The 21,603-nt window shown below is 32.6% G+C and carries 20 protein-coding genes; 13 read left to right on the forward strand and 7 right to left on the reverse strand.

Annotated elements, in window-relative coordinates; translation table 11 throughout:
• Window positions 1-633: 633 nt before the first annotated feature.
• The gene (locus tag AB0A59_RS00305) at window positions 634-1,044 is read left to right on the forward strand and encodes a response regulator (RefSeq protein WP_458745471.1); all 411 of its coding nucleotides are present in this window, start codon (window positions 634-636) and stop codon (window positions 1,042-1,044) included.
• 85 nt (window positions 1,045-1,129) lie between these two features.
• Here AB0A59_RS00305 and AB0A59_RS00310 read toward each other — a convergent pair whose 3' ends face one another.
• Window positions 1,130-2,347 carry a sensor histidine kinase gene (locus AB0A59_RS00310; RefSeq protein WP_458745473.1) on the reverse strand — a complete coding sequence of 406 codons (1,218 nt, stop codon included), beginning with the start codon at window positions 2,345-2,347 and terminating at the stop codon, window positions 1,130-1,132.
• Window positions 2,344-3,555 carry a hypothetical protein gene (locus AB0A59_RS00315; protein ID WP_458745475.1) on the reverse strand — a complete coding sequence of 404 codons (1,212 nt, stop codon included), beginning with the start codon at window positions 3,553-3,555 and terminating at the stop codon, window positions 2,344-2,346. Before AB0A59_RS00315 ends, AB0A59_RS00310 begins: the two co-directional genes overlap by 4 nt.
• 362 nt (window positions 3,556-3,917) lie before the next feature.
• Here AB0A59_RS00315 and AB0A59_RS00320 point away from each other — a divergent pair, with 362 nt between their 5' ends.
• The 6 genes from AB0A59_RS00320 to AB0A59_RS00345 all read left to right on the forward strand — a co-directional run bounded on the left by AB0A59_RS00320 (window position 3,918) and on the right by AB0A59_RS00345 (window position 9,419).
• Window positions 3,918-4,628 carry a hypothetical protein gene (locus tag AB0A59_RS00320; RefSeq protein WP_458745477.1) on the forward strand — a complete coding sequence of 237 codons (711 nt, stop codon included), beginning with the start codon at window positions 3,918-3,920 and terminating at the stop codon, window positions 4,626-4,628.
• Window positions 4,629-4,696: 68 nt separating this feature from the next.
• Window positions 4,697-5,650 carry a sensor histidine kinase gene (locus tag AB0A59_RS00325; protein WP_458747631.1) on the forward strand — a complete coding sequence of 318 codons (954 nt, stop codon included), beginning with the start codon at window positions 4,697-4,699 and terminating at the stop codon, window positions 5,648-5,650.
• A gap of 36 nt (window positions 5,651-5,686) precedes the next feature.
• Window positions 5,687-6,037: a response regulator gene (locus tag AB0A59_RS00330; protein WP_458747632.1), complete on the forward strand. Its 351-nt coding sequence runs from the start codon at window positions 5,687-5,689 to the stop codon at window positions 6,035-6,037.
• A gap of 310 nt (window positions 6,038-6,347) precedes the next feature.
• Window positions 6,348-7,553 (forward strand): response regulator, encoded by a 1,206-nt coding sequence (locus AB0A59_RS00335; protein ID WP_458745479.1) that lies wholly within the window; start codon window positions 6,348-6,350, stop codon window positions 7,551-7,553.
• A 152-nt stretch (window positions 7,554-7,705) separates the two neighbouring features.
• Window positions 7,706-8,422, forward strand: a complete 717-nt coding sequence (locus AB0A59_RS00340) for an MASE3 domain-containing protein (RefSeq protein WP_458745481.1) — start codon at window positions 7,706-7,708, stop codon at window positions 8,420-8,422.
• A gap of 46 nt (window positions 8,423-8,468) precedes the next feature.
• On the forward strand, window positions 8,469-9,419 hold the full coding sequence (locus tag AB0A59_RS00345) for a sensor histidine kinase (RefSeq protein ID WP_458745483.1): 951 nt from the start codon (window positions 8,469-8,471) through the stop codon (window positions 9,417-9,419).
• Window positions 9,420-10,322: 903 nt separating this feature from the next.
• On the opposite strand, the gene AB0A59_RS00350 is transcribed toward AB0A59_RS00345, so the two are convergent.
• Window positions 10,323-10,556, reverse strand: a complete 234-nt coding sequence (locus tag AB0A59_RS00350) for a hypothetical protein (protein WP_458745484.1) — start codon at window positions 10,554-10,556, stop codon at window positions 10,323-10,325.
• Between the two features lie 206 nt (window positions 10,557-10,762).
• Window positions 10,763-12,061, reverse strand: a complete 1,299-nt coding sequence (locus tag AB0A59_RS00355) for a hypothetical protein (RefSeq protein ID WP_458745486.1) — start codon at window positions 12,059-12,061, stop codon at window positions 10,763-10,765.
• 180 nt (window positions 12,062-12,241) lie between these two features.
• Between AB0A59_RS00355 and AB0A59_RS00360 the strand changes: the two genes are divergently transcribed.
• The 3 genes from AB0A59_RS00360 (at window position 12,242) to AB0A59_RS00370 (ending at window position 14,992) form a co-directional block, all read left to right on the forward strand.
• Entirely contained in the window at window positions 12,242-12,985 is a 744-nt protein-coding gene (locus AB0A59_RS00360; protein WP_458745488.1) for a phosphoadenylyl-sulfate reductase, read from the forward strand.
• A gap of 78 nt (window positions 12,986-13,063) precedes the next feature.
• Window positions 13,064-14,197, forward strand: a complete 1,134-nt coding sequence (gene sat, locus AB0A59_RS00365) for a sulfate adenylyltransferase (protein WP_458745490.1) — start codon at window positions 13,064-13,066, stop codon at window positions 14,195-14,197.
• A gap of 126 nt (window positions 14,198-14,323) precedes the next feature.
• Window positions 14,324-14,992, forward strand: coding sequence for a hypothetical protein (locus AB0A59_RS00370; protein WP_458745492.1), 669 nt, complete (start codon window positions 14,324-14,326; stop codon window positions 14,990-14,992).
• Between the two features lie 45 nt (window positions 14,993-15,037).
• Here AB0A59_RS00370 and AB0A59_RS00375 read toward each other — a convergent pair whose 3' ends face one another.
• Together AB0A59_RS00375 and AB0A59_RS00380 are read right to left on the reverse strand one after the other, a co-directional pair.
• Window positions 15,038-15,691: an endonuclease III domain-containing protein gene (locus AB0A59_RS00375; protein WP_458747633.1), complete on the reverse strand. Its 654-nt coding sequence runs from the start codon at window positions 15,689-15,691 to the stop codon at window positions 15,038-15,040.
• A 56-nt stretch (window positions 15,692-15,747) separates the two neighbouring features.
• A complete protein-coding gene (locus AB0A59_RS00380) occupies window positions 15,748-16,479 on the reverse strand; it encodes a 50S ribosomal protein L2 (RefSeq protein ID WP_458745494.1) in 732 nt (243 codons plus the stop codon).
• Between the two features lie 196 nt (window positions 16,480-16,675).
• On the opposite strand from AB0A59_RS00380, the gene AB0A59_RS00385 reads away from it, so the two are divergent.
• From AB0A59_RS00385 to AB0A59_RS00395, 3 genes are all read left to right on the forward strand, one after another.
• Window positions 16,676-18,850, forward strand: a complete 2,175-nt coding sequence (locus tag AB0A59_RS00385; protein WP_458745495.1) for a CDC48 family AAA ATPase — start codon at window positions 16,676-16,678, stop codon at window positions 18,848-18,850.
• Between the two features lie 181 nt (window positions 18,851-19,031).
• The gene (locus AB0A59_RS00390; RefSeq protein ID WP_458745497.1) at window positions 19,032-20,390 is read left to right on the forward strand and encodes a diaminopimelate decarboxylase family protein; all 1,359 of its coding nucleotides are present in this window, start codon (window positions 19,032-19,034) and stop codon (window positions 20,388-20,390) included.
• A gap of 41 nt (window positions 20,391-20,431) precedes the next feature.
• Window positions 20,432-20,716: an acylphosphatase gene (locus tag AB0A59_RS00395; RefSeq protein WP_458745499.1), complete on the forward strand. Its 285-nt coding sequence runs from the start codon at window positions 20,432-20,434 to the stop codon at window positions 20,714-20,716.
• Between the two features lie 86 nt (window positions 20,717-20,802).
• Here AB0A59_RS00395 and hisF read toward each other — a convergent pair whose 3' ends face one another.
• Window positions 20,803-21,603 carry an imidazole glycerol phosphate synthase subunit HisF gene (gene hisF, locus AB0A59_RS00400; RefSeq protein ID WP_458745501.1) on the reverse strand — a complete coding sequence of 267 codons (801 nt, stop codon included), beginning with the start codon at window positions 21,601-21,603 and terminating at the stop codon, window positions 20,803-20,805.

Here is a 21,603-nt window from a genome sequence, read left to right on the forward strand (position 1 = left end):
TAGATCGAGTTCACTCGATCAATTTTTTAATTACTGCCTGAATGCTATTGTGACTAATATCTCTTGTTTTTTATTCGTTACTTTATTAAAGATCTTTATGTAAATATCGTCACATATTTGTTTAATGTAATTAGTCTTTTTAAGGCAATAAAAATATCCAAGTAATAAATTTTATATTTTACGGATTATTTTAGGATCGATTCTGGAGCCAATTTTGTTACTAGGCTACGATTCTAATATAGATATTCTCATAAAATTAGGATAATTTAAACTATTTACACTATTAGCACAAAATTAATTATAATACGTATACCAAATTCACAAACCGTATCTTCAGATTCATTTCTAGTAAAATTCTCCGGTCGTCCCTATACTAGGATCATATCTATATTTATCACGATATTATTAATATAAGCACGAGTTCTTAATCAACAAATTTATCGTTAGCCACCCTGTATTAGATGAAACATACTCATTCCACATCTATGTTTAAGGAATACGCCTATATCATCGTTAAGAGGATTGTTGTCATCTTCGACGAATATAGATAAATATCAAATCGTCATCCAATATATGTCATTAATAATTCTGAATATTTTTATATATATCAGCATTATACAAATCTGTTATACCGTGTCACAGAATATATCTCCAGATTCCAAAAATAAAAACTGTATAGTAATTATCGATGATGAAATGGATTTGCTTGTAGTTTATAAGAAAGCATTGGAATTATCTGGACTAATAGTTTCTGCTTTTGTAGATCCCATTAAGGCACTAGATGAATTTAAAGTGAACTACTCAAAATACGATCTAGTGATGTCTGACATACGTATGCCCGGTATGGATGGATATGAATTGATTAATCAATTTAAAAAAATTAATCCAAATATAAAGGTAATTTTTGTTACTGCACAAGATATAACAAAATCAGATATCCTTTCCAAATTGAATGATGGGGTCTCAATTGATGAATTTATTAGCAAACCTGTATCTTTAGATAAGTTGAACAAGGTCGTTCAATCAGTAATCAATAACTCCTGATCCAGAATCATTTCAAAAATATTCATACTACTATGATTTGTATTGATATAAATAAATCATCTATACCACTATAAATTAAAATAGTTTATTCTCCATAATAAGGCAATATAGGTGATAATGGAATTATAAAAACAAAAGAAGCTCCCTTTTCATTCAGGTTGTTCTCAGCCCAGATTTGACCGCCGTGTGCTTTTATTATATTTTTACAGATGTACAAGCCTAATCCCGTTCCTTTACTTGATTTGGTAGTAAATTTTGAGAATAGTTTGGGAAATATTTCGGAATCGATACCCTTACCTGTATCTTTTACAGAAATTTTTACAAAATCCGAACCTTCTGTTCTAAATTTTTCTGTGTTTATTATAATTTGTTCATATTCATCAGTAAACTTTAGAGCATTATCTATGAGGTTCGTAAGAACCTGTAAAATTCTAGACTTATCAATCTCAACATAACAGCTTTGTATCTTTGAGCGAGAATCATTAAATGAATTTTCAACTTCGTCTTCCACAAACAATAGTTTAGGAGGATTATTTTTCAATTCTCCATCATCAATGTGAGGATCTATAAGATACTTGTTCCTGTCTAAATTAAGTTGATTGTTAAAATCAAAGACGCTCTCAGATAAGAGTTTCCTAATATCCACTAATTCTCTCTCTAATCTAAGAGAATTAGACTCAATTCGAGTTATATCTAGTACATTATTGGTTAGTTGGGAGAGCTTTTTAGTATTTCTAATAATAATATCCACTAACTCATTTAAATGAGCTCGACTGACCTTTATCTCGTCTTTGCCATCATGAAGTATATCTTGATCTAAAATAGACTTAATTAAATCAGACATCATTAATATTGGCTGCAATGGATTTTTCAGTTCATGAGCGGCAATATGAATAAAATCGTTTTGTAGTACTTCACTTTCCTTTAATTTCTCATTGGCTTTTTTTAACTTCATTGAAATCTCGGTTTGTTCCCATAAATTCTCAAAGAAAAGTACATATGACAAAACACCTGCCTTGCTATTTGAATAAGTTGATAATCCTATAGCATCATAAAATGAATCTTTAGAATCATCTTTTAACTCCATTACCAAGGAAACTCTTTTGTCTACTATTAAAATAGTTGACTTGGTCTCTAAAAAGTTTTCAATAACTCTAAACTCCATATCGAAAGACTTTGACGTCAATAGATCTTTGTCAGCTTTGAGTTCTTGTATAATCAAAGATATTCTACGATCGGAAGGCACTAATGCCTTTAATTTTATATTATTATTTTTTACGGATTCAAAGATAGATGGAATCAAGCCTGCTTGTGCTGTCTTATAAAGGCTCCAGCGGATGGAAAAATAATCATTATTTCCTTTTTGGCAGAACGTACTATTGTTTGATAGAGACTGTGTATATTCTTAGACTTTGAAAGAATATCTATTCTCTCTGGATCATAGCCCATGTCAATATCATTAATGATATCCTTTACATCGGTACTATTTTTCCATAAATCTTCAAAGATTGAAGAATAATATTTAATATGAAAAGGATCGTTACTAGCTAGCATATTCTTTATTTGTTTACCATCGGTTATAGTATCATTACTTTCAATATTCGCGAGAAGTATTTTATTGGTAACCAAAAAGTTAACAATAGGAAGACTTTTTATGTTCCTTATTTTAATTCCGATATCCATAAACAATCTCGCTATCTCTATGTCTTCTTTTCCATTTATTGAGATTATCCATCTAATTCCCTCATGATGCTTTTTCTCATATTTGTCTATTATTTTCTGGTACACGTCAAAAAGAGACTGATATGCTAATCTAAGCATGCTCATATCTGAACAAATCAATACTTCTTCGGATGTCTCCGCTAGATTGCTAATAATCTTATGAATTTCATTCCAATTGTCAATTACTTTTGTGGATATTCTCTGATATCCTTCTCTAATTTCCATAATCCTCTGCTCAGCAGGGATAGCTTTTTCCCAAAGGCTCTCAAAAACCTCTTGCTGTTGTTCAACAATTTCCATAACATTACTATAAATTAGATGGGCAACCGGTTGTGCTTCCTGTAGGTTAGCAGTAGCTATATACTCCTTTTCAGTTACCGCCATCCCGCCTTTTGCATTATCGAGATGACGCAATTCGGCAATTTTCATAAATTCTTCGCAATAACGTAAGTTACTGTTACTAATCTCCGTAATGAAGCGTATTATAATTCCCCTTTTATAGGCATCTATAAAACCATTTCTTATGGGGTTAACTCCCATCCCAATGGAAGGTCCTTGGGAGTTTGTGTAGTTGTCCCATTTAATTGACGTATTATCAATAACTTTTAAGATCATTTGGGTCGTTTTTTCACTTCCATATATAACCTCAGTCCTTTCCCGTTTTGACTTGGTTCCTCTTATGGTATTGATAAATTTTGAAGTATCGTTGTTAGAGGTTTCCTTGCCTTCACCATGGAAACTTTTATCTCTCAAATATCCGTTTTCCTCATGCAACTTTCGCTCATGCATTTATTATGCACCTATGACAATATGAATTGAAGCTGGAGTATTTCACGATATTGTATTTAAAATAAAATATTCAAATATATAAGGATTTTTCAGGATAAGTAGATTTGTTATCAGAAAAAAGTAATAAGAAATAGAAATAAAACATATAATATAATTCTACCGTAACATCACTTGGCACAACATTTTTCTCAAGAAAATTGAGAATAATAGACGTGTTCTTGTTTTTGAGAATAATAAGAATCCCCGATCCAAAAGCTGGAACTCTATAGTATTAAGCTAAAATTACACATGTCTTTTATGTTATTGTCATTATTAAACATTCTATGCCATTTACTACCATTTTATATAAAAAATTAATATGTATGAGTAACTTTTTAGATAACATGGAGGAAATAGGTACTGCAGAAGGATTAGAAGAGTCCACTAAAACCATCCTCAATGTCTTAAATAATTCTAGAAATAATCTTTTAATCTGTGCAGACCAGTACTGGCCTTCAGTCGCTATCGGAATAGAAGTTTTTAATAAAGGGATGTTTGACTTGAAGAAAAGAAATGTGAAATCTAGATTTATTACCGAGGTAACTAAAGAAAATATTGCTTTTTGTAAAGAATTATTGAAGATAGCTGCAGTACATCATTTACCCGGCCTAAAAGGAAATTTTGCGGTAAATGAAAACGAGTACATTGCATCGGCGACAATGAAAAATTTACGATTATTGTCTCAAGTTGTGTACAGTAATTCAAAGGCAGTTGTAGAACAACATAATTTCTTTTTTGAGAACCTATGGGATAAATCTATTTCTGCAACAGAGAAGATTGATGAAATTGAGAAGGGCATAGTTCCCGAAATTGTAGATGTCATTAAGAGTCCTTTTGAAATAAAGAAAATTTATTTTGATGTTTTAAAATCTAGTGCTACCGAGATAATGCTTATTCTTACAACTTCAACTGTTTTTATGAGAGAGGAAAACGACGGAATAATGCAATCTTTGATAGATGCTTCAAGAAGAAATATAAAAATAAGAATAATTACTCCATCATTTAGTCATGCAGAAAATGAGTTGATAATCTAAGTCAAAACGACAATATTGAAGTTAGACGTATTGAATCGCCATTTGATGCGAGGATAAATATATTGGTCGTGGATAAAAAGTACTCGCTGATAGTGGAATTAAAGAATGACAAAAAGCAAAAGTTTACCGAAGCTATTGGCTCTGCAATATCTTCTACAAGTAAACCAAATGTTATATCATTTGTTACCATTTTTGAAACTTTATGGAAACAAACCGAACTGTATGAAAAACTAAAAGACACCGACAATCTCAAAGAAGAATATATAAAAAAGCTGCGACTGGCAGACAAAGCAAAAGATGAGTTTGTAAATATTGCTGCTCATGAGCTAAGAACTCCAACACAAAGTATCTTGACTTTTGCAAATTTGTTAAAATATGATATCAATAAGAATGAATCTATAGAAGCGATTCATAGAAATGCCAAAAGACTCAACGTTCTGATAAAAAATATTTTAGATGTTACCAAGATTGAAGGTAACAAACTTTTGTTGCATCAAGAAACTTTTAACTTAAACGATTTATTAACTACCATCATCAAGGATTACACAAGACAGTTAAAAAAACTCACTTCTTATAAAAGGCGTATAAAGTTACATTATACCTTACAAAATGAAGACTTGGGGCCGGATGCTCTTATTCATGCTGATAAGGAAAGAATTATTCAGGTTATTTCAAATTTGCTCGACAATGCTATAAAATTCATTGAAAAAGATGGATTGATCAGGATAACTCTTAAGATATCAAAAGGAGTTAGTGTACATACGTACGGCTATGCAGAAATAATAATTAAAGACACGGGAAGCGGGATATCAGAAGAAATCCTTCCTCATCTTTTTAGCAAATTTTCTACTAGATCGTTTCAAGGTACTGGATTGGGTTTGTACATTTGTAAAAATATCATTATGTCTCATGGTGGAAGTATGTGGGCTGAAAATAATAAAGATGAGAAAGGTGCAACTTTCTCTTTTAAAATCCCATTAATTAAGACCGACCTGATTCAAAATAGTTCTGGGATGAGTTAATGAAATGAAAATCAAAAAAATAAAATAAAAATTCTTATCGTAGACGACGAAGATGACATTACGTTATCTTTTAAACGCATATTAGAAATCCATGGATTTGAAGTGGATACGTTCAATGACTCTTGTTTAGCGTTGTCAAAATTTAAGGTAAATTACTATGACATAGCACTCCTTGATATCAAGATGCCACATCTAGATGGTTTTGATTTGTACAAGAAAATAAAGGAAATGGACAATAATATTAGAATATATTTTTTGACCGCTAGCGAGGCATATTATCAACAATTTCGAGAAAAAGACTATTCCCAATTAAGCAGAGATTTGTTTATCCAAAAACCAATTGAACTTGAAGAATTACTAAAAAGAATTGACGATATGATGGAATAATTATGTTGATAGAATTGGATGTTATTGACATAAAGGGCAAGTCTTACGACCTTCATCATAACATCCAAAAATCCGTGATATATAATATCTGTTCTCGTTTTTTTGATCTATATAACAGCATTGTAGTGTTACAAATAGAAATATTTTTAAATCTTGTTTTAATAAGCTATGTTAGCTTAAGCTATTGAACTACAATGACCATTATTGCAAGTTTTTCACTAAAATGAGGCTGCTATACCGATATTGGTATTTATTTGCAATAATAAACAAAAACCATAAATAGTACGTGATCTATATTATCCATATAAACATGATAGATAAATTAAACAATCTATCTAATTACGATAAAGATAATAACTTTGAAAATACTTTCAATAATCCCAGCGCTGACCTTCCAAGTTCAAACACCAATTCAAATAGTTTAACTAAGGAAAGTAGTCAAGAACAAATAAATTTTATTAATTTCACACAACAATATTGCATAGGATTTATAGATATAATTAATTCCACTCAAGAAACTGCGAAAATAAAAGACCCTAAAAAGTTAAGAAAATATTATTCGCTTTTTTTGAATTCCATGAGTGCCATACTTAATCAATATAATGGAAAGATTGTTAAAAATAGTGGGGATAATTTGTTTTTTTACTTTCCAAAAACATCAAATCTCCGTAATCAACAGGCATTGCAAGACGTTTTTGATTGCAGCACTTCAATGATTAAATCATGCAAACCTTTGAATCAAGAATTAGCAGAAGAAGACTTGCCCCCAATCAATTATAGAATTAGTCTGAATTATGGGTTGGTAGAGGTCGCCCTGGGCTCTAATAACAAGGAAGTAGACTTGTTTGGCTCGGTAGTAAATGAGTGCGCCAAAATAAACAGCTTATCTAAATCAAATGGATTGGTAATAGGAAAGAACTTGTATTCCTTATTAATTAATTCAACCTTTAGTAAAGAATTTGAAATATCTGAGATTAAACTATCATTAGATGGGGATAGCAGAAATATTAATTCCTGTTACACAATAATGAATAACAGAAAAATATTAACCCCAGACAAACGTAAAGCCCTCCTCCTCAAGCATCAATCCCCTTCGAATGAAATCAAGCAACCTAGTAAAATGGAAAACAAACAGTACAATATCTTATTAATAGATGATGATGAGGATATCTTATACACATATCATGCACTGTTGAGAAAGGAAGGATATGTAGTACATTCCTATTCAAATCCTATTGAAGCTCTAAAAAACTTGGCAAAAAAAAATTCACATAACTATGACTTGGCAGTTATGGATATAAGAATGCCCGAGATGAGCGGAATAAAGCTATTCTACAGGTTTAAAGCTATAGATCCATATTTGAATATTCTTTTTATAACTGCTTTGGATTTGGTAGGCGAGTTCGTAGAAGCATTGCCTGAAATAAAAATAACTGAAATTGCTAGAAAGCCCTTAAGCGGTGAACAATTTGTCTCGATTATAAAAGAGAAGTTATCCAAAGCCAATCGTTGGTAATTGACAGTATTGAATTCTATAATTTATACTGTCGTTGGGATTGAAAACAACAAATTAGGACTTGAATTAATAACAAATAGACTAATAGAATTTATTAACCCGTCAAATACTTGCTCAAACTTTTTTATGATCGTTATTTAAAGATGATAATTTTGAAAAATCTTACATATATTTTCTCCCCGGATTCCATTTTATCAAGTCTAATCAAGCTAGTAATATTGCCATCTCTACTGCTGTCTCTGATCTTGGCAATTTCATTAGATCCTACTTTATGGATTTCTTCAGAAATACATCACTTTTACATCGAACTAATTGCTGTAATATTAGGCTCGGCTCTATCATTTTATTACATTTTGCGTTATAGAGTTCTAAGAGACAGATTTAGTCTTTTTGTTGGTATAGGATTTTTTATTAGTGTTTCTATTGATATGTTCCATGTTATAGTATCTTATGCATTAATGGAGAATATATCATTTGTAAAGTATTTTATTCCCCAAACTTGGTTTGCAGGCCGATTATTCCTTGGGGCGATGCTCTTAATTGCTATTTTAAAATATTCCTCACTTTCACAAAGAGAAGAAATAGGACAACTAAATGATATCAACTCTCCATCAAATACTCCAAAAGAAGTAACTGAAAAGAAAAACATTACTGAAAAAAAAGATAGTATGATTTTTTATATATCTATTCTGGGGATTATTGCAATAGTAACAGCTGTGTCCTCACTCTTTTTGGTTTATCCTGCATCTGTTCTGGATAATTATTCGGTGCACAGGCCATACGAAATACCTCCTCTAATACTATTTTGTTTAGTACCTGTTCTTTTATTACAAGAAAAAACTTTATCAAAAAAAAGATTTGGTATATAAAGGCCTTGTCTTGTATCTTGTAATTGATGTTTTTACACAGGTCGTAATGTCTTTTTCTGCTATGTCTTTTGATACTGCCCACAATATGGCACATGTTCTTAAAGACGTGGGATATTTTGTAAATATTATTGCACTTATCATGTCAAGTATACAATATAGTATATATCTGAAAAAGGCGAATTCATTAATTAGAGAAAATCTTAAAAAATTGCAGGAGAACGAAAAACTCAAGGATGATTTTATTAATATAGCTGCCCATGAACTACGTACACCAATTCAGCCCATTCTAGGACTTTCTGATTTGATTAATCGTACTCTTCAGAATAACACAAGTGAGATCGATAAGTCAGAATTGAAAGATGATATTAAAGTGATATATAGAAACGCAAAGAAATTGCAAAAACTAACCAATGATATTCTGGACGTCTCCAGAATAGATAGTCATAAATTAAATCTTGATGTCTCAAACTTTGATTTTGTGGATCTTATTAAAAATACTATTCAGGACGTCACCATAAATGCAGAAAAAAAGGAAGAAAACATATCAATCGATTGTAATTTCGACCATGAAACTAAATCAAAAGTTGTATTTGATCAATCAATTTTAGTAGAAGGTGATAAGGCTAGAATATCACAGGTGTTGTTAAACCTGTTAAATAATGCAAGAAAGTTTACTAAAGAAGGGAAAATAGTCGTAACAGTATTAAGGAAAAAGGACGGAAAAGAAGTAGTTGTGAGCATCAGTGACAAGGGTAATGGAATTGATTCTGAAGTAATGAATCATCTATTTGAAAAATTTATTTCAAAATCAGAGAGTGGAACTGGTTTAGGGTTATACATTTCAAAAAACATAGTAGAAGCACATGGAGGTAAAATATGGGCATCAAACAACCTGGATGGAATTGGCAGTACTTTTAGCTTTAGTATTCCTGTTGAATTAAGACCTGTTTCAGATTCCGAATCCCAACCACCAAACTCAGAAACAAATATCGCCTGAACATATCAATAATCAAACATATTATTGAAAATTATGATAATGGAGATAAGAGTAAATAACTTGAGTCCGACCTTAGCATCGGTATCAGTATCATCATCGGTATCGGTTTATATGGTAAGTATAGACTCTTGAATTAAGGAATTACCAAAAAAATTTAGTCTCTTTTCAACTAGCAGAAAGTACAAGAAACCTCTGCTTTGGCCTAACGGACACCCCCACCACCTTCAACAGAATCGATCCAATGGCCGTGGGTCCCAATTTACCTAAACTATGGAGTCTGTCCAGTAGGCCTTGCATATTTAAAGAGTGACTAACCCATCAACTCTAAACCTATAGAAAGAGAAAAAGAAAAAGAAAGAGAAAATAATTGGATTGAAGCTTATAGACAAATAAATCATCTAATTGTTGTAATGTCTGAAATTCTTTTGTCAGGAGAAGCTTTATCTGATGATCTGCCGCTACCTTCTAAATAGAAAGAAAGAATTCATGTTTTATACGCATAATCGATGTGGGACTCATTATCATACCTAGAATGACAATGCACCATTATTATTACAATTTCTAGTCCAGTATCTAATCATTTACTTTATAACATCATTAAATAGTGCAAAATACTACATCAAGGTAGTTTATCATCTAAAACAAATCGTTCAAGTCGATATCTTAGATGATCTCAAGCCGCCCTGTTCTCCCTAATTCTAAAATAAGCAGAATAAAATCAGCACATAGGCTATGATATTTAAATAAATTTGTACATACATAGAATATATTTGGTTAATTATCTAAGGTTTTGTGTCTCTAGAGACACACTTTAATTCTCATTAGGATGTATTGATCTGTCTAATGATATAATGAAATTCGCATTTAAGCCACAAGACGTGAGTGCTATATTGAATTTTGGATCTAGTCATATGTATCTGCATTGATTGTATTTGCAAGCCTACGCGATCCTCGGTCACCAGGAGTGCCTGCACCTCCTCTGTCCCTTCCTCCTCCTCCATCCCTCTGTCCCTTCCTCCTCCTCCTATATTCAATGCTAGTCATCTGCAGAAGATAATCATAAAATGTTATAATTTTGGGGCTGATATCATTACATTTTTCAAGCATAGTATGGCCTTTTTGCTGACCGAAATACAAGTATAGTATGCCTTCTACCAACAGCCACACTTTTTTTCATTTGATTTTTTAATATCTTATACCATACCATACCATACCATACCATAGAATCACTTCTATTGCCTAGCTGTTCAATATTCAATATTTGCTCTTAATCATAATTATAAATTTGCAGCTACTAATCGACAGCTACTAATCGACAGTTATGGATAATTAAAAAAATAATATCAGGTCTGTTGCTTATTGAAGCTAACTCCAGCTTTCCCTGATTTTCCAATTCTACCTACAATAGTTGGATTAAACTTATGCTTGGATAGCTCCTCCATAATGGTTGTGGCAAAGTCTATTGATACTACTATCATATTTGTATCAGGAGTAGATGCACTGATATTTGATATTAAGTGCTCCTTTGATACAAAATTTTTAATATCATTATCCACATATGGAATATGGTCAATTATTATTTCGTTGTTAATTAATTTTGATAGTTCCAAAAATGACGCAACACCATTCTTTGAGATAGGATGCGTTACTAGTATATGAGACTGTAAATCAAATAGATTCTCAAAATCGGGCAGGTATTTTGATATTATTTTCCCAATTGATACCTTTGGCTCTATGAGATTTTTTAGAGCAATATCCTTTAATCGGATTACTTTCTCTCTATCTATGCCATATTTGTTCATTTTTTCAAAAATTATATCATCTAGATTGGTGATTATGTACAAGCCAAGACATGCCAAAAGTCCCAAGCTGTCGGTTGCTATTATTTGCATATCTTGTTCTACTAAATCGTATCTGTTTGGTAATTCTTTGTGAGTGTTGCCTACTGCCGTAGTACCAAAAAAAAGACCTCCCAACTTTAATGAACTATAATCTTCAAATGTATAATTATATTTTGCTGTAAAACTATCAATATTTCTTCTTATATTATCTAATAATTCATCAGTCGGTGCATCATATATTGGATAAAGTTTAATATCCTTAGAACACCCAAGTAAATTTAAAAGGCTAATAGATTCGGTAAATGATATTTCCATGTGAATTGGAGACTCTATTGGCTGAGTAACATCTGTTGCTTGGGTATTGGAATTAGTAACAATTGTATACCCAGTTTTGGTTCCTCTTTGAGTTTTAATATGATCAAATAAGATAAATTGAAAATCCCTTTTACTATTTGTAGGTACTATAGATACTCTGTCTACTTCTATTTTTGTATCAAATGAGTTTGATATTCTCTTAATCTCGCTAATTATTAGGCTGTCGTCATTAACTATATTTTTATCATACTTTAATATTGATACGGCCTTTTTGGTTTTCAGGTCTTCGTGTCTGAACTCTTCGTCTATTTTGTAAATTCTTCTAATTATTTCTACATCTTTTTTTTCTGGATACTGGAAATAGCTATAGTGATTTGGTATTATTCTTAAATTACTTCTTTTGAATTCATCTGCAATACCATCAAATTTTTCATAGTTTAACTCGTTATAACAATCAGGTAACCATCTAAGTGGATCAAAGCCCAAATTATTATATTCTGAAAATAATTCCCATTTTTCTAAACTCAGACCCTACTTTCACCACGAGTTCTGTTTACTATGATAACCTCCCTAATAAACTAGATGTCTTTGAAACGTCATCTTTTTTTTAGATGATATCAAATAATACGAGATAATATTATATGACTTATACTTGCAATTAAGAATATGTCCATCACCGATGATAAGAAAATTGAATTTATGAAACTTTATTCTGCAAATCCAGCTAAGTATGAAGCAGAAACTGCAAAAGATATCTTATCTTTGTCAATCAAGACCTTTTCTCCAAAAATAGCTTTTGCATCCAGTTTTGGTGCAGAAGACATGGTAATAATTGATTTGATATATAATATTCATGGTGACAATGCTCGAGTTTTTACTTTGGATACAGGTAGACTTAATCCAGAAACTTATGATGTAATGGACAAAATAAGAAAAAAGTACTCTATATCTATTGAAACTATGTTTCCAGACTTTATGGAAGTAGAGAAAATGGTGACAGAAAATGGAGTAAATCTAATGTACAACAGCGTTCAAGAAAGGAAATTGTGTTGTGAAATCCGTAAAGTCCATCCTTTAAGAAGAATGTTAAAGGATCTGGATGCTTGGATAACCGGATTAAGACGTGAGCAGACTTTTACTAGATCTAGTGCAAAAAAAGTTGAAATTGATGAATCAAATAACAACATTATCAAAATTAATCCAATCGTAGACTGGACTAATGACATGGTTTGGAATTACATAAAAAAGTATAACATACCATATAATAAATTACACGATAAGGGATATCCAAGTATAGGTTGTGCCCCATGCACACGTGCAATAGCAGCAGGTGAAGACCTAAGAGCTGGTAGATGGTGGTGGGAAAATGATTTACATAAAGAATGCGGGCTACATTGGAATAAGAGTTAAGTGAAGGATCAGCCCTTACGAATTAAGATAAGGCGTATAAAAAAAAGAAAGAAATAACCTTTATTATTTCATAGAAGGATGCCTAGACCACATGGTGGTAGTTTAACAAATAATTTTATAGATCTATCTAAAATTGACAAAGATTTATTTACAGTAGATGTGGATACCGGATTAAAAAAAGAAATAGAAAATATTTCATTTGGAGTATTTAGTCCATTAAAAGGATTTATGGATGAAGAAGATTTTACTAGCGTAGTAAAAAAGGGGAGACTAGCCAACGATTTACCTTGGACGATACCTATCATTTTAGATGCCAACGAAGAGTTAGCAAAAAAAGTAAAAGATTCGTCACAAATTGCTTTACGTAACAACGGTCAAATTTTTGGAGTAATGCTGATAGGAGACTTGTATAAATTTGATAAAACTGAAAGCGCTAAATCCGTTTTTCAAACTGACGATCCATCCCATCCCGGATTCAACAAATTTGTTACTATGCAAGATATACTTATTGCAGGAGAGGTTAAAATAGTCAATACCCAACCCAACAATAAATTTGTAGACAAATTTCGCTTAACTCCTGCAGAATCTCGAAAAGAAATTGAAGATCAAGGTTGGAGGAGTGCAGTCGCATTTCAAACACGAAATGTTCCACATGTGGCTCATGAAATGTTACAAAAAGCTGCATTGAACATTTACGATGGCTTATTTATAAATCCTTTAATAGGTAAAAAAAAGATTGGAGATTTTAAAGACGATGTAATAGTGAATTCCTATACAGTTTTAATAGATAATTATTATCCCAAATCTAGAATCATTTTTTCTACCTTACATACCGAGATGAAATATGCCGGGCCAAGGGAAGCTATTCATCATGCAATTATGCGTCAAAATTTTGGATGCTCTCATATAATAATAGGCAGAGATCATGCCGGTGTAGGTAATTATTATTCGCCATTTGCAGCTCACGATATTTTTAAAGATTATCCAGAACTTGAAATTGAGCCTATCTTTTTTCCAGCTTTTTATTTCTGCAAAAAATGTCAATGCTATGTTAACGAACGCACCTGTCCTCACGATTTGAGCTTTAGAGAAGAATTAAGTGGAACTAAAATGCGAAAAATGTTTTCCTCCGGTGAATTACCACCTTCTCATCTAATGAGACCTGAAATTTCTAAAGTAATATTGTCATATTCCAGACCATTTGTAGATTGATTTATTTGTAAAATTTACAAATATATAATCGCATTATGAAGAATTAGTATGATAATTAATTATAAATTTTCGACTTATAATTTATCATATTACCACATTTTATTAGTTCTTGGTTTAAATATTGTTATGGTAACTGTTCTTTTTCAGAATCCCTCCTTCTCTCAATTAACTAATGGTTCTCAAGATTTACAAACAACCAAAACCAATGTCTCAGAAAGTTTTGTTTTGCCTTTTAATAATACTAATAATGATAGGCGTAATCCTGTTGAATATATTTTTGATGAGCCAAAGGTAAATAATTGGCTTATCACTATAAACAACAATCTCAGCTACTATAATAGTAATGATTCTAAAACCATCGTAAGAATTAAGGAGGCACCTCCTAGTGAGAAATTTATCGAATTGATGATGTTTGGTGATCAGTCAAAGAGGTTCATAGTATCTGTGAATACAAATGAAACTGGATATATGCGAATGTATGAAAACGATCAAAACGGTTGGTCTACGGACGGTCTGGTGACCATCTCTCACGCAAATGTCCAAGGATTGTCTGTCACTAACGGACAAAGAGTAGTATTAGATAAACTTGGATTAAGTGGATTCGATGTTGGATCTATAGTTGTTTATGGAAAAGATGAACCTTCGATGCCAAATTCTACATTTGCAGGTTCTATCCAATTCGAAGTTCTCAGTGGCAATCTGTCCGAATCTATTCTTTACTACATGCCATTAGTAATGGTAGTAGGTGTAGGTGGAATTGTGATATTTCTATTGATTTGGAAGAAGCGAAATTAAAGTTATCAATATATATAGATAACCAAATACAAGCAAAGAACTTTCTTAGGCCTTTTTGCTTGGTTTTATATTTTCTTCACTTTCTTTATAATATTTACAAATATGTCTTAAATTACAGTAATTACATTTTGGTTTTAGCGGCAGGCAAATATTTTGGCCATATCTCACAAATACAGAATTTAGCCTAATCCAATGTTTTTTGGCAACTGACATATACAACTCTTCTTCTGTTTCTTCTGGACTTTTTGTATTTACTATTCCTAGTCTATTGCAAATTCTATGCACATGAGTATCTACAGGTATAGCAGATTTTTGGAAGGCATACACTAGTACGCAATTTGCAGTTTTTCTTCCTACTCCTGGTAGTTTCAACAGTTCTTCTGCATTATCTGGTACTTGTCCATGAAATTTACTTTCTATAATATTTGCAACTTCTTTTATTCTACTTGCCTTAATATTGTAAAAACCGACGGATGATATCTCCTCTTTAATATCGTCTATATTCGCTTTAGAAATCTCTTTTACTCCTTTGTATTTATTAAATAGTTTTATAAGTGCATGTGTAGTATTCTCGTCTCTTGTTCTAGATGAAAGTATAGTACCAATCAAAATTTTGAAGGGATCACCTTTTTCATTTTTATGCAAATCCTCCAAAGCAGTTAATCTCAAAAAGTGGTTGGTGTTTAGAGCAAATTCCATTTCACCAAGTATTTTTGAGATGTCATACATTACAATAAATTTTTTGATTTCTTAATTTATTGTCTCCTTTTAACTCTTGCTCTTCCTGTCTTCCTGGGTGCAATATTACCTACTTTGGCACCAGGCGGGGTGTTCCTTGCAACAGATGATGGATGACCTATGTGTTGATGTCTTCCTCCACCATGTGGGTGATAAACTGCTGCTTGAGCAATTCCTCTTACTACTGGATATAATCTTCCTCTGGATTGCATAAATTTTGCTTTATTACCTGCTTTAAGGAACGGTTTTTCTGATTTTCCACCTCCTGCAACAATTCCAATCATTGCACGACATTTAGGATTCATATCTAGGATCATTCCCGATGGAAACTTCACCTTTACACTATCTACAGAATGTGAAAAAACTATAGCTGATGATCCTGCTGCCTTTATCAATTTTCCACCGTCACCAATGTTTTTTTCAATATTGCAAACAAGTGTTCCATCTGGTATAGATCCTAAGTCTAGAATATTTTTAGACAAAGGTTGTGCTCCGTTTCCTATCTCAATTTTGCTTCCGACTGTTGTGCCTTCTGGTGCCGGAATATATGAATAATTATTGTCATCAAATTTAATTTTAGCAACTGGTGCATCTCTTCCTCTTTCATGTACCAAATCCATTACAATGCCATGATGAACTTCATTAATCTCAAAATTAGGATATTTAGTGGGAGCTATTTTTCCAGTTATGATTGCTCTAAATTGTTTTCCTCCTTTCCCTCTTCTTCTTACTAATGTCCTCTTTCCCAATTAAATCTAATTTATTGTTCTAAAAAGCCCGCTATTAAATTTACTCTTGATATTTTTAGAAATTTTGATAGTATGACATAATTTCTATTATAATGGAATCAGACACATTAATTTGAAATTTCCTAACTAAAGATATCTAAGAAATTAGCCTAGTAGTTGATAATAAAGTTATAAAGAGTTGCGTCGTTATATAATTATGAGCCAAAACACCATATCACTAAAAGTGCTTGAAGCTTATACACGAGATGTTGGCCGTGGTGTTGCTAGAATTGATTATGATTCTATGGATGCTTTAAGCGCGTCTACAGGTGATGTCGTGGAAATTAGAGGTAAACGTAAAACAGTTGCAAAATGCTTACCTCTATATCCTTCGGACGAAGGTAAGGGTATAATCAGAGTTGATGGTCTGGTTAGGAATAATGCGGGTGTAGCTATTGGAGACACTGTAATTGTTAGAAAGATTAAAGCTGTTCCTGCAGAAAAAGTCATTGTTGCACCATTAGAAGCTATTCCTCCAATTGATGAACGATATTTAGCTGATGCTCTTGAAAGTGTACCATTAATCAAAGGTGACAATGTGATGGTACCATATTTTGGCGGTAGACTTACATTTCAAGTCATTGGTGTCACACCTGGCCCCGGTGTTGATGCCGTTTTAGTTACTCAAAAAACTGTATTTCATATAGCTGAACGTGGAGAAACTCTCCGTGGAGTACCACAAGTAACATACGAAGATATTGGTGGCTTAAAAGAAGAAGCCCAAAAAGTTCGTGAAATGATAGAACTGCCATTACGACATCCCGAAATATTTGAAAAACTGGGTATAGAGGCACCAAAGGGAGTGTTGTTGTATGGACCTCCAGGTACCGGTAAAACCTTGTTGGCAAAAGCAGTGGCCAATGAGAGTAATGCACATTTCGTAAGTATCTCTGGTCCAGAAATAATGAGCAAATTCTACGGTGAATCTGAAGCAAGACTGCGTGAGATATTTAAAGAAACCAAGGAAAAGGCTCCTTCTATAATGTTCATTGATGAAATAGACTCTATAACTCCAAAGAGAGAAGAAGTAACGGGAGAAGTTGAACGAAGAGTTGTATCTCAGTTATTATCTTTGATGGATGGATTAGAAGCAAGAGGTAAAGTTATAGTTATTGCTGCCACAAATAGACCCAATGCTATCGATCCAGCTCTAAGAAGACCTGGTCGATTTGACCGGGAGATTGAAATCAAAGTCCCTGATAAGCGTGGTAGATTGGAAATTCTACAAATTCATACAAGAAATATGCCTTTAGAATCAGATGTAAATCAAGAAAAGATAGCATCTGTAAGTCATGGTTTTGTTGGTGCAGATTTGGAATATCTCTGTAAGGAAGCTGCAATGAAATGTCTTCGACGATTGTTACCCGAACTTAACTTGGAAGATGAGAAAATAAATCCTGAAGTATTGAATAAATTGATTGTTACCATGTCTGACTTTGAAAATGCCCTTAAAGAAGTAATGCCTTCTGCCATGAGAGAAGTTTATCTAGAATCTCCTGATGTTGAGTGGAATGATATAGGTGGATTAGATGAAGTTAAACGAGAACTACAAGAAGCAGTGGAATGGCCATTAAGGTATCCTGACCTTTATACCAAACTGGGTCACTCTAATCCCAAAGGAATCCTGATGCACGGTCCATCTGGTACCGGAAAAACAATGCTTGCCAAGGCAGTTGCTACAGAATCCGAAGCCAATTTCATCAGTGTGAAAGGACCAGAATTATTGTCAAAATGGGTTGGCGAGTCTGAAAGAGGGGTTCGGGAAATTTTCCGACGTGCAAGACAGGCCGCACCATGTGTTGTTTTCTTTGATGAAATAGATTCTATTGCACCGGTAAGAGGACTGGGTGGCGATAGCATGGTAACTGAAAGAGTCGTTTCGCAACTATTAACCGAATTAGATGGAATTCAACAATTAAACAGTGTAGTTATTATTGCCGCAACTAATCGATCGGACATGATCGATCCTGCATTGTTGAGACCCGGTAGGTTTGACAAGATAGTATATGTGCCTTTACCTGATAAGACTACAAGAAAGAAAATATTGGAGATTCATTCATTAGAAAAACCTATTTCTGACATCGTTGATTTTGATAGAATCGCTGAACTTACTGATGGATTTAGCGGAGCTGATGTATCTGCAGTTGCAAATACGGCGGTTTCACTTGTGTTACATGAGTATCTTCAAAAATATAGTAATCCTGAAGACGCTGCAAAACACGCAACGGAGGCACATGTTACTATGAAGCATTTCGAAGATGCTGTTAAAAAGATAAAAACTCAGAGAGATAGCAAGTCTGGTGAAAAACTTACAGTACCTTATTATAGGTAATTTTTCTATTTTCTCCCATTTTTCAATTTCTTTATTACTTGAAAAAAATCTTATTCTTATATTTTTTATCAATATAGCATAAAAATTATTATAAATTATTTAATATAATTATTAAAATAGAAATAATTTTTAGGGGCAATGTTTTTAAGTATAATCTCTTTGAATAACTTTCACAAAAGGAATGGTTGAAAATGTACTGCAGATTATTCAAAACAAAGTAACGTTATCTAAGATAAATCGTTTTTTTACAGACGAAGAAATTAGCCAGTTGGTTGAAAAATATGGGACTCCTTTATATCTAGTAAACGAAGAGGCTCTGCATAATAAAGTTTTAGAACTTAACAGAGCTTATGAAAAATTTCATGGTCAGGTAAAGATTGCTTATTCAATTAAAGCTAATTTTAATCCATCTATTCTTAGAACATTCATGAAAGACCGTATTACTTTTGATTCTACCTCTCTTGGTGAATTGTTTTTTATAAGGGAATTAAACATTAGTCCTGAAAATATTATCTACACAAGTGTAACAGAAGAACTAGATGAGTATAAACAGGTCCTTTCTTATGGAATTACGAGAATTGTCGTTAGTTCCTACTTTGGATTAGTTAATTTGTCTCAAGCTGCTAACATTATTGGCATTATTCCTAAAGTAATGGTACGTATAAATCCTGAAGTAGGTGTTAAAGCCGAGGTGCGGGCATCTTACAAAAATGGAAAATTTGGAGTTCCTTTAAACGGTGGGAAAGTTGATTCAGCTTATTTTATTGCTAAATCGATTTTTGATAATCCCTTATTGGAGTTTGAAGGTTTTCATTTTCATCTGGGATCCCAAATTACAGACTTTGTGTGTTATGTTAATGCTCTAGACAGGTTAAATTCTTTATTAAATAAACTAAAAAAAGATATCCCCAACTTTTCACTGAAAACACTAGATATTGGTGGGGGGACTCCTGTATTTTATAACGAGCCCGTTCCTACCCCAAGTGAAATGTCATCTGTATATATAGAAAAACTAAATAATCTAGTATCCTCTCATGGTAAATTTATACTAATGATAGAAAGCGGTAGATACCTAGTTGCAGAATCGTCTATAATGGTTTCAAAAATTGTCAATACTAAAGAATACAATGATCATAAAATAGTTGTTTTAGATACGGGATACCATCTATTGTTAGATGCTGCTTTACTCAAACAAGAATATCCTCAGCAAGTGATATCAAACAAAAACAATAATAATCATCTTTATTTTTCAAATTCTAACAAACAGTATCTGGAGAAGAATATTCATCTTGTGGGAAGGTTGTGTGATACTTTGGACGTTTTTCCTACCTCCAAACTATTCGGCCTGTCATATGCGAACATTGGAGATTATATTTTGTTTTATAATGTGGGTGCCTATTCTCTAGTGTTTAATATGCCCTTTCATTGTCAAACTAAACCTCCAGTTCTGATGAAAACTTGTGAGGGTGATATAAAATTGATAAGAAAAGGTACCTCTTATAAGGATCTTTATGAAGAAGAAGGAGGCTTAATTCTATAACTTTAATTAGTATGATTCAGATATAATGTGGTTTTGACTTGATGAATTATACTAGAGTCCATATTTTTGTAAGTGGAAAGGTACAGGGTGTATATTATCGTCAAAATACTGCACAAAAGGCACAGGAGCTAGGCATTGTTGGTTGGGTTAGAAATTTGTCAGATGGACGGGTAGAATCTGTAATGGAGGGTGTGGATGTTAATATTGATAAAATGCTTAGTTGGTGTAAGTCGGGACCTAAAGATGCTCTGGTGACAGATATCAAAATTATGAATGAGGACTATAAGAAGGAGTTTTCTACTTTTGATATCATTAAAACACTTTAAATGTTAAAGTGTTTCCCTGACAAGTAATACACTTTAAATTCTAGAATATTGTTACTGCTTTATTTTTACAATATTAACTCTTAATGCTATGGTCTTACTAATATATTATTTTTCTCTAGGTATTTTTTAACCTCTTTTAGCTTTGCCTTATTAAAATGGAACAGAGATGCTGCCAATGCTGCATCGACCTCTGTTTTTTTATATACTTTTAATATATCATCAACCGATCCGCATCCTCCTGAAGCTATAACAGGAATATTTATTTTATCGCAAATCGAATTAATTAATTCAATATCGTATCCATTTTCTGTCCCGTCTGTATCTATGCTTGTCAAAAGTATTTCTCCTGCCCCCATCTTTTCAACTTTTTTAGCCCATTCGATTGCATCAATTCCTGTAGATTTTTTCCCACCGAAAATCTTAATTTCAAACCAATATTTTTTTCCATCCTTGAAAAAAAAATTTTTTCCACCTTGATCATAGTTTCTTTTTACATCTAAGGCCACTACTATACACTGTTTTCCGAAAATACACATCAATTCTTGAATCAATTTCGGCTCTACTACTGCTGCGGTATTTATTGAAACCCTGTCTGCACCACTCAGGAGCAGATCACGTGCATCTTCTAATGTCTTTATACCGCCCCCTACTGTAAATGGTATGTTTATTACACTTGCTACATTTTTTACAATATCTTTCATTGTTTTACGATGTTCCTCAGCAGCAGTAATATCTAAAAATATTAATTCATCGGCGCCTTCGTCGCTATATTGTTTGGCTAATTTGACAGGATCTCCGGCATCTTTCAGCTCCTTAAAGTTAATACCTTTTACAACTCTACCTTTGTTTACATCCAGACAGGGAATGATTCTTTTTGCCACTGCCAT

The organism is Candidatus Nitrosocosmicus sp. T (assembly GCF_054408485.1).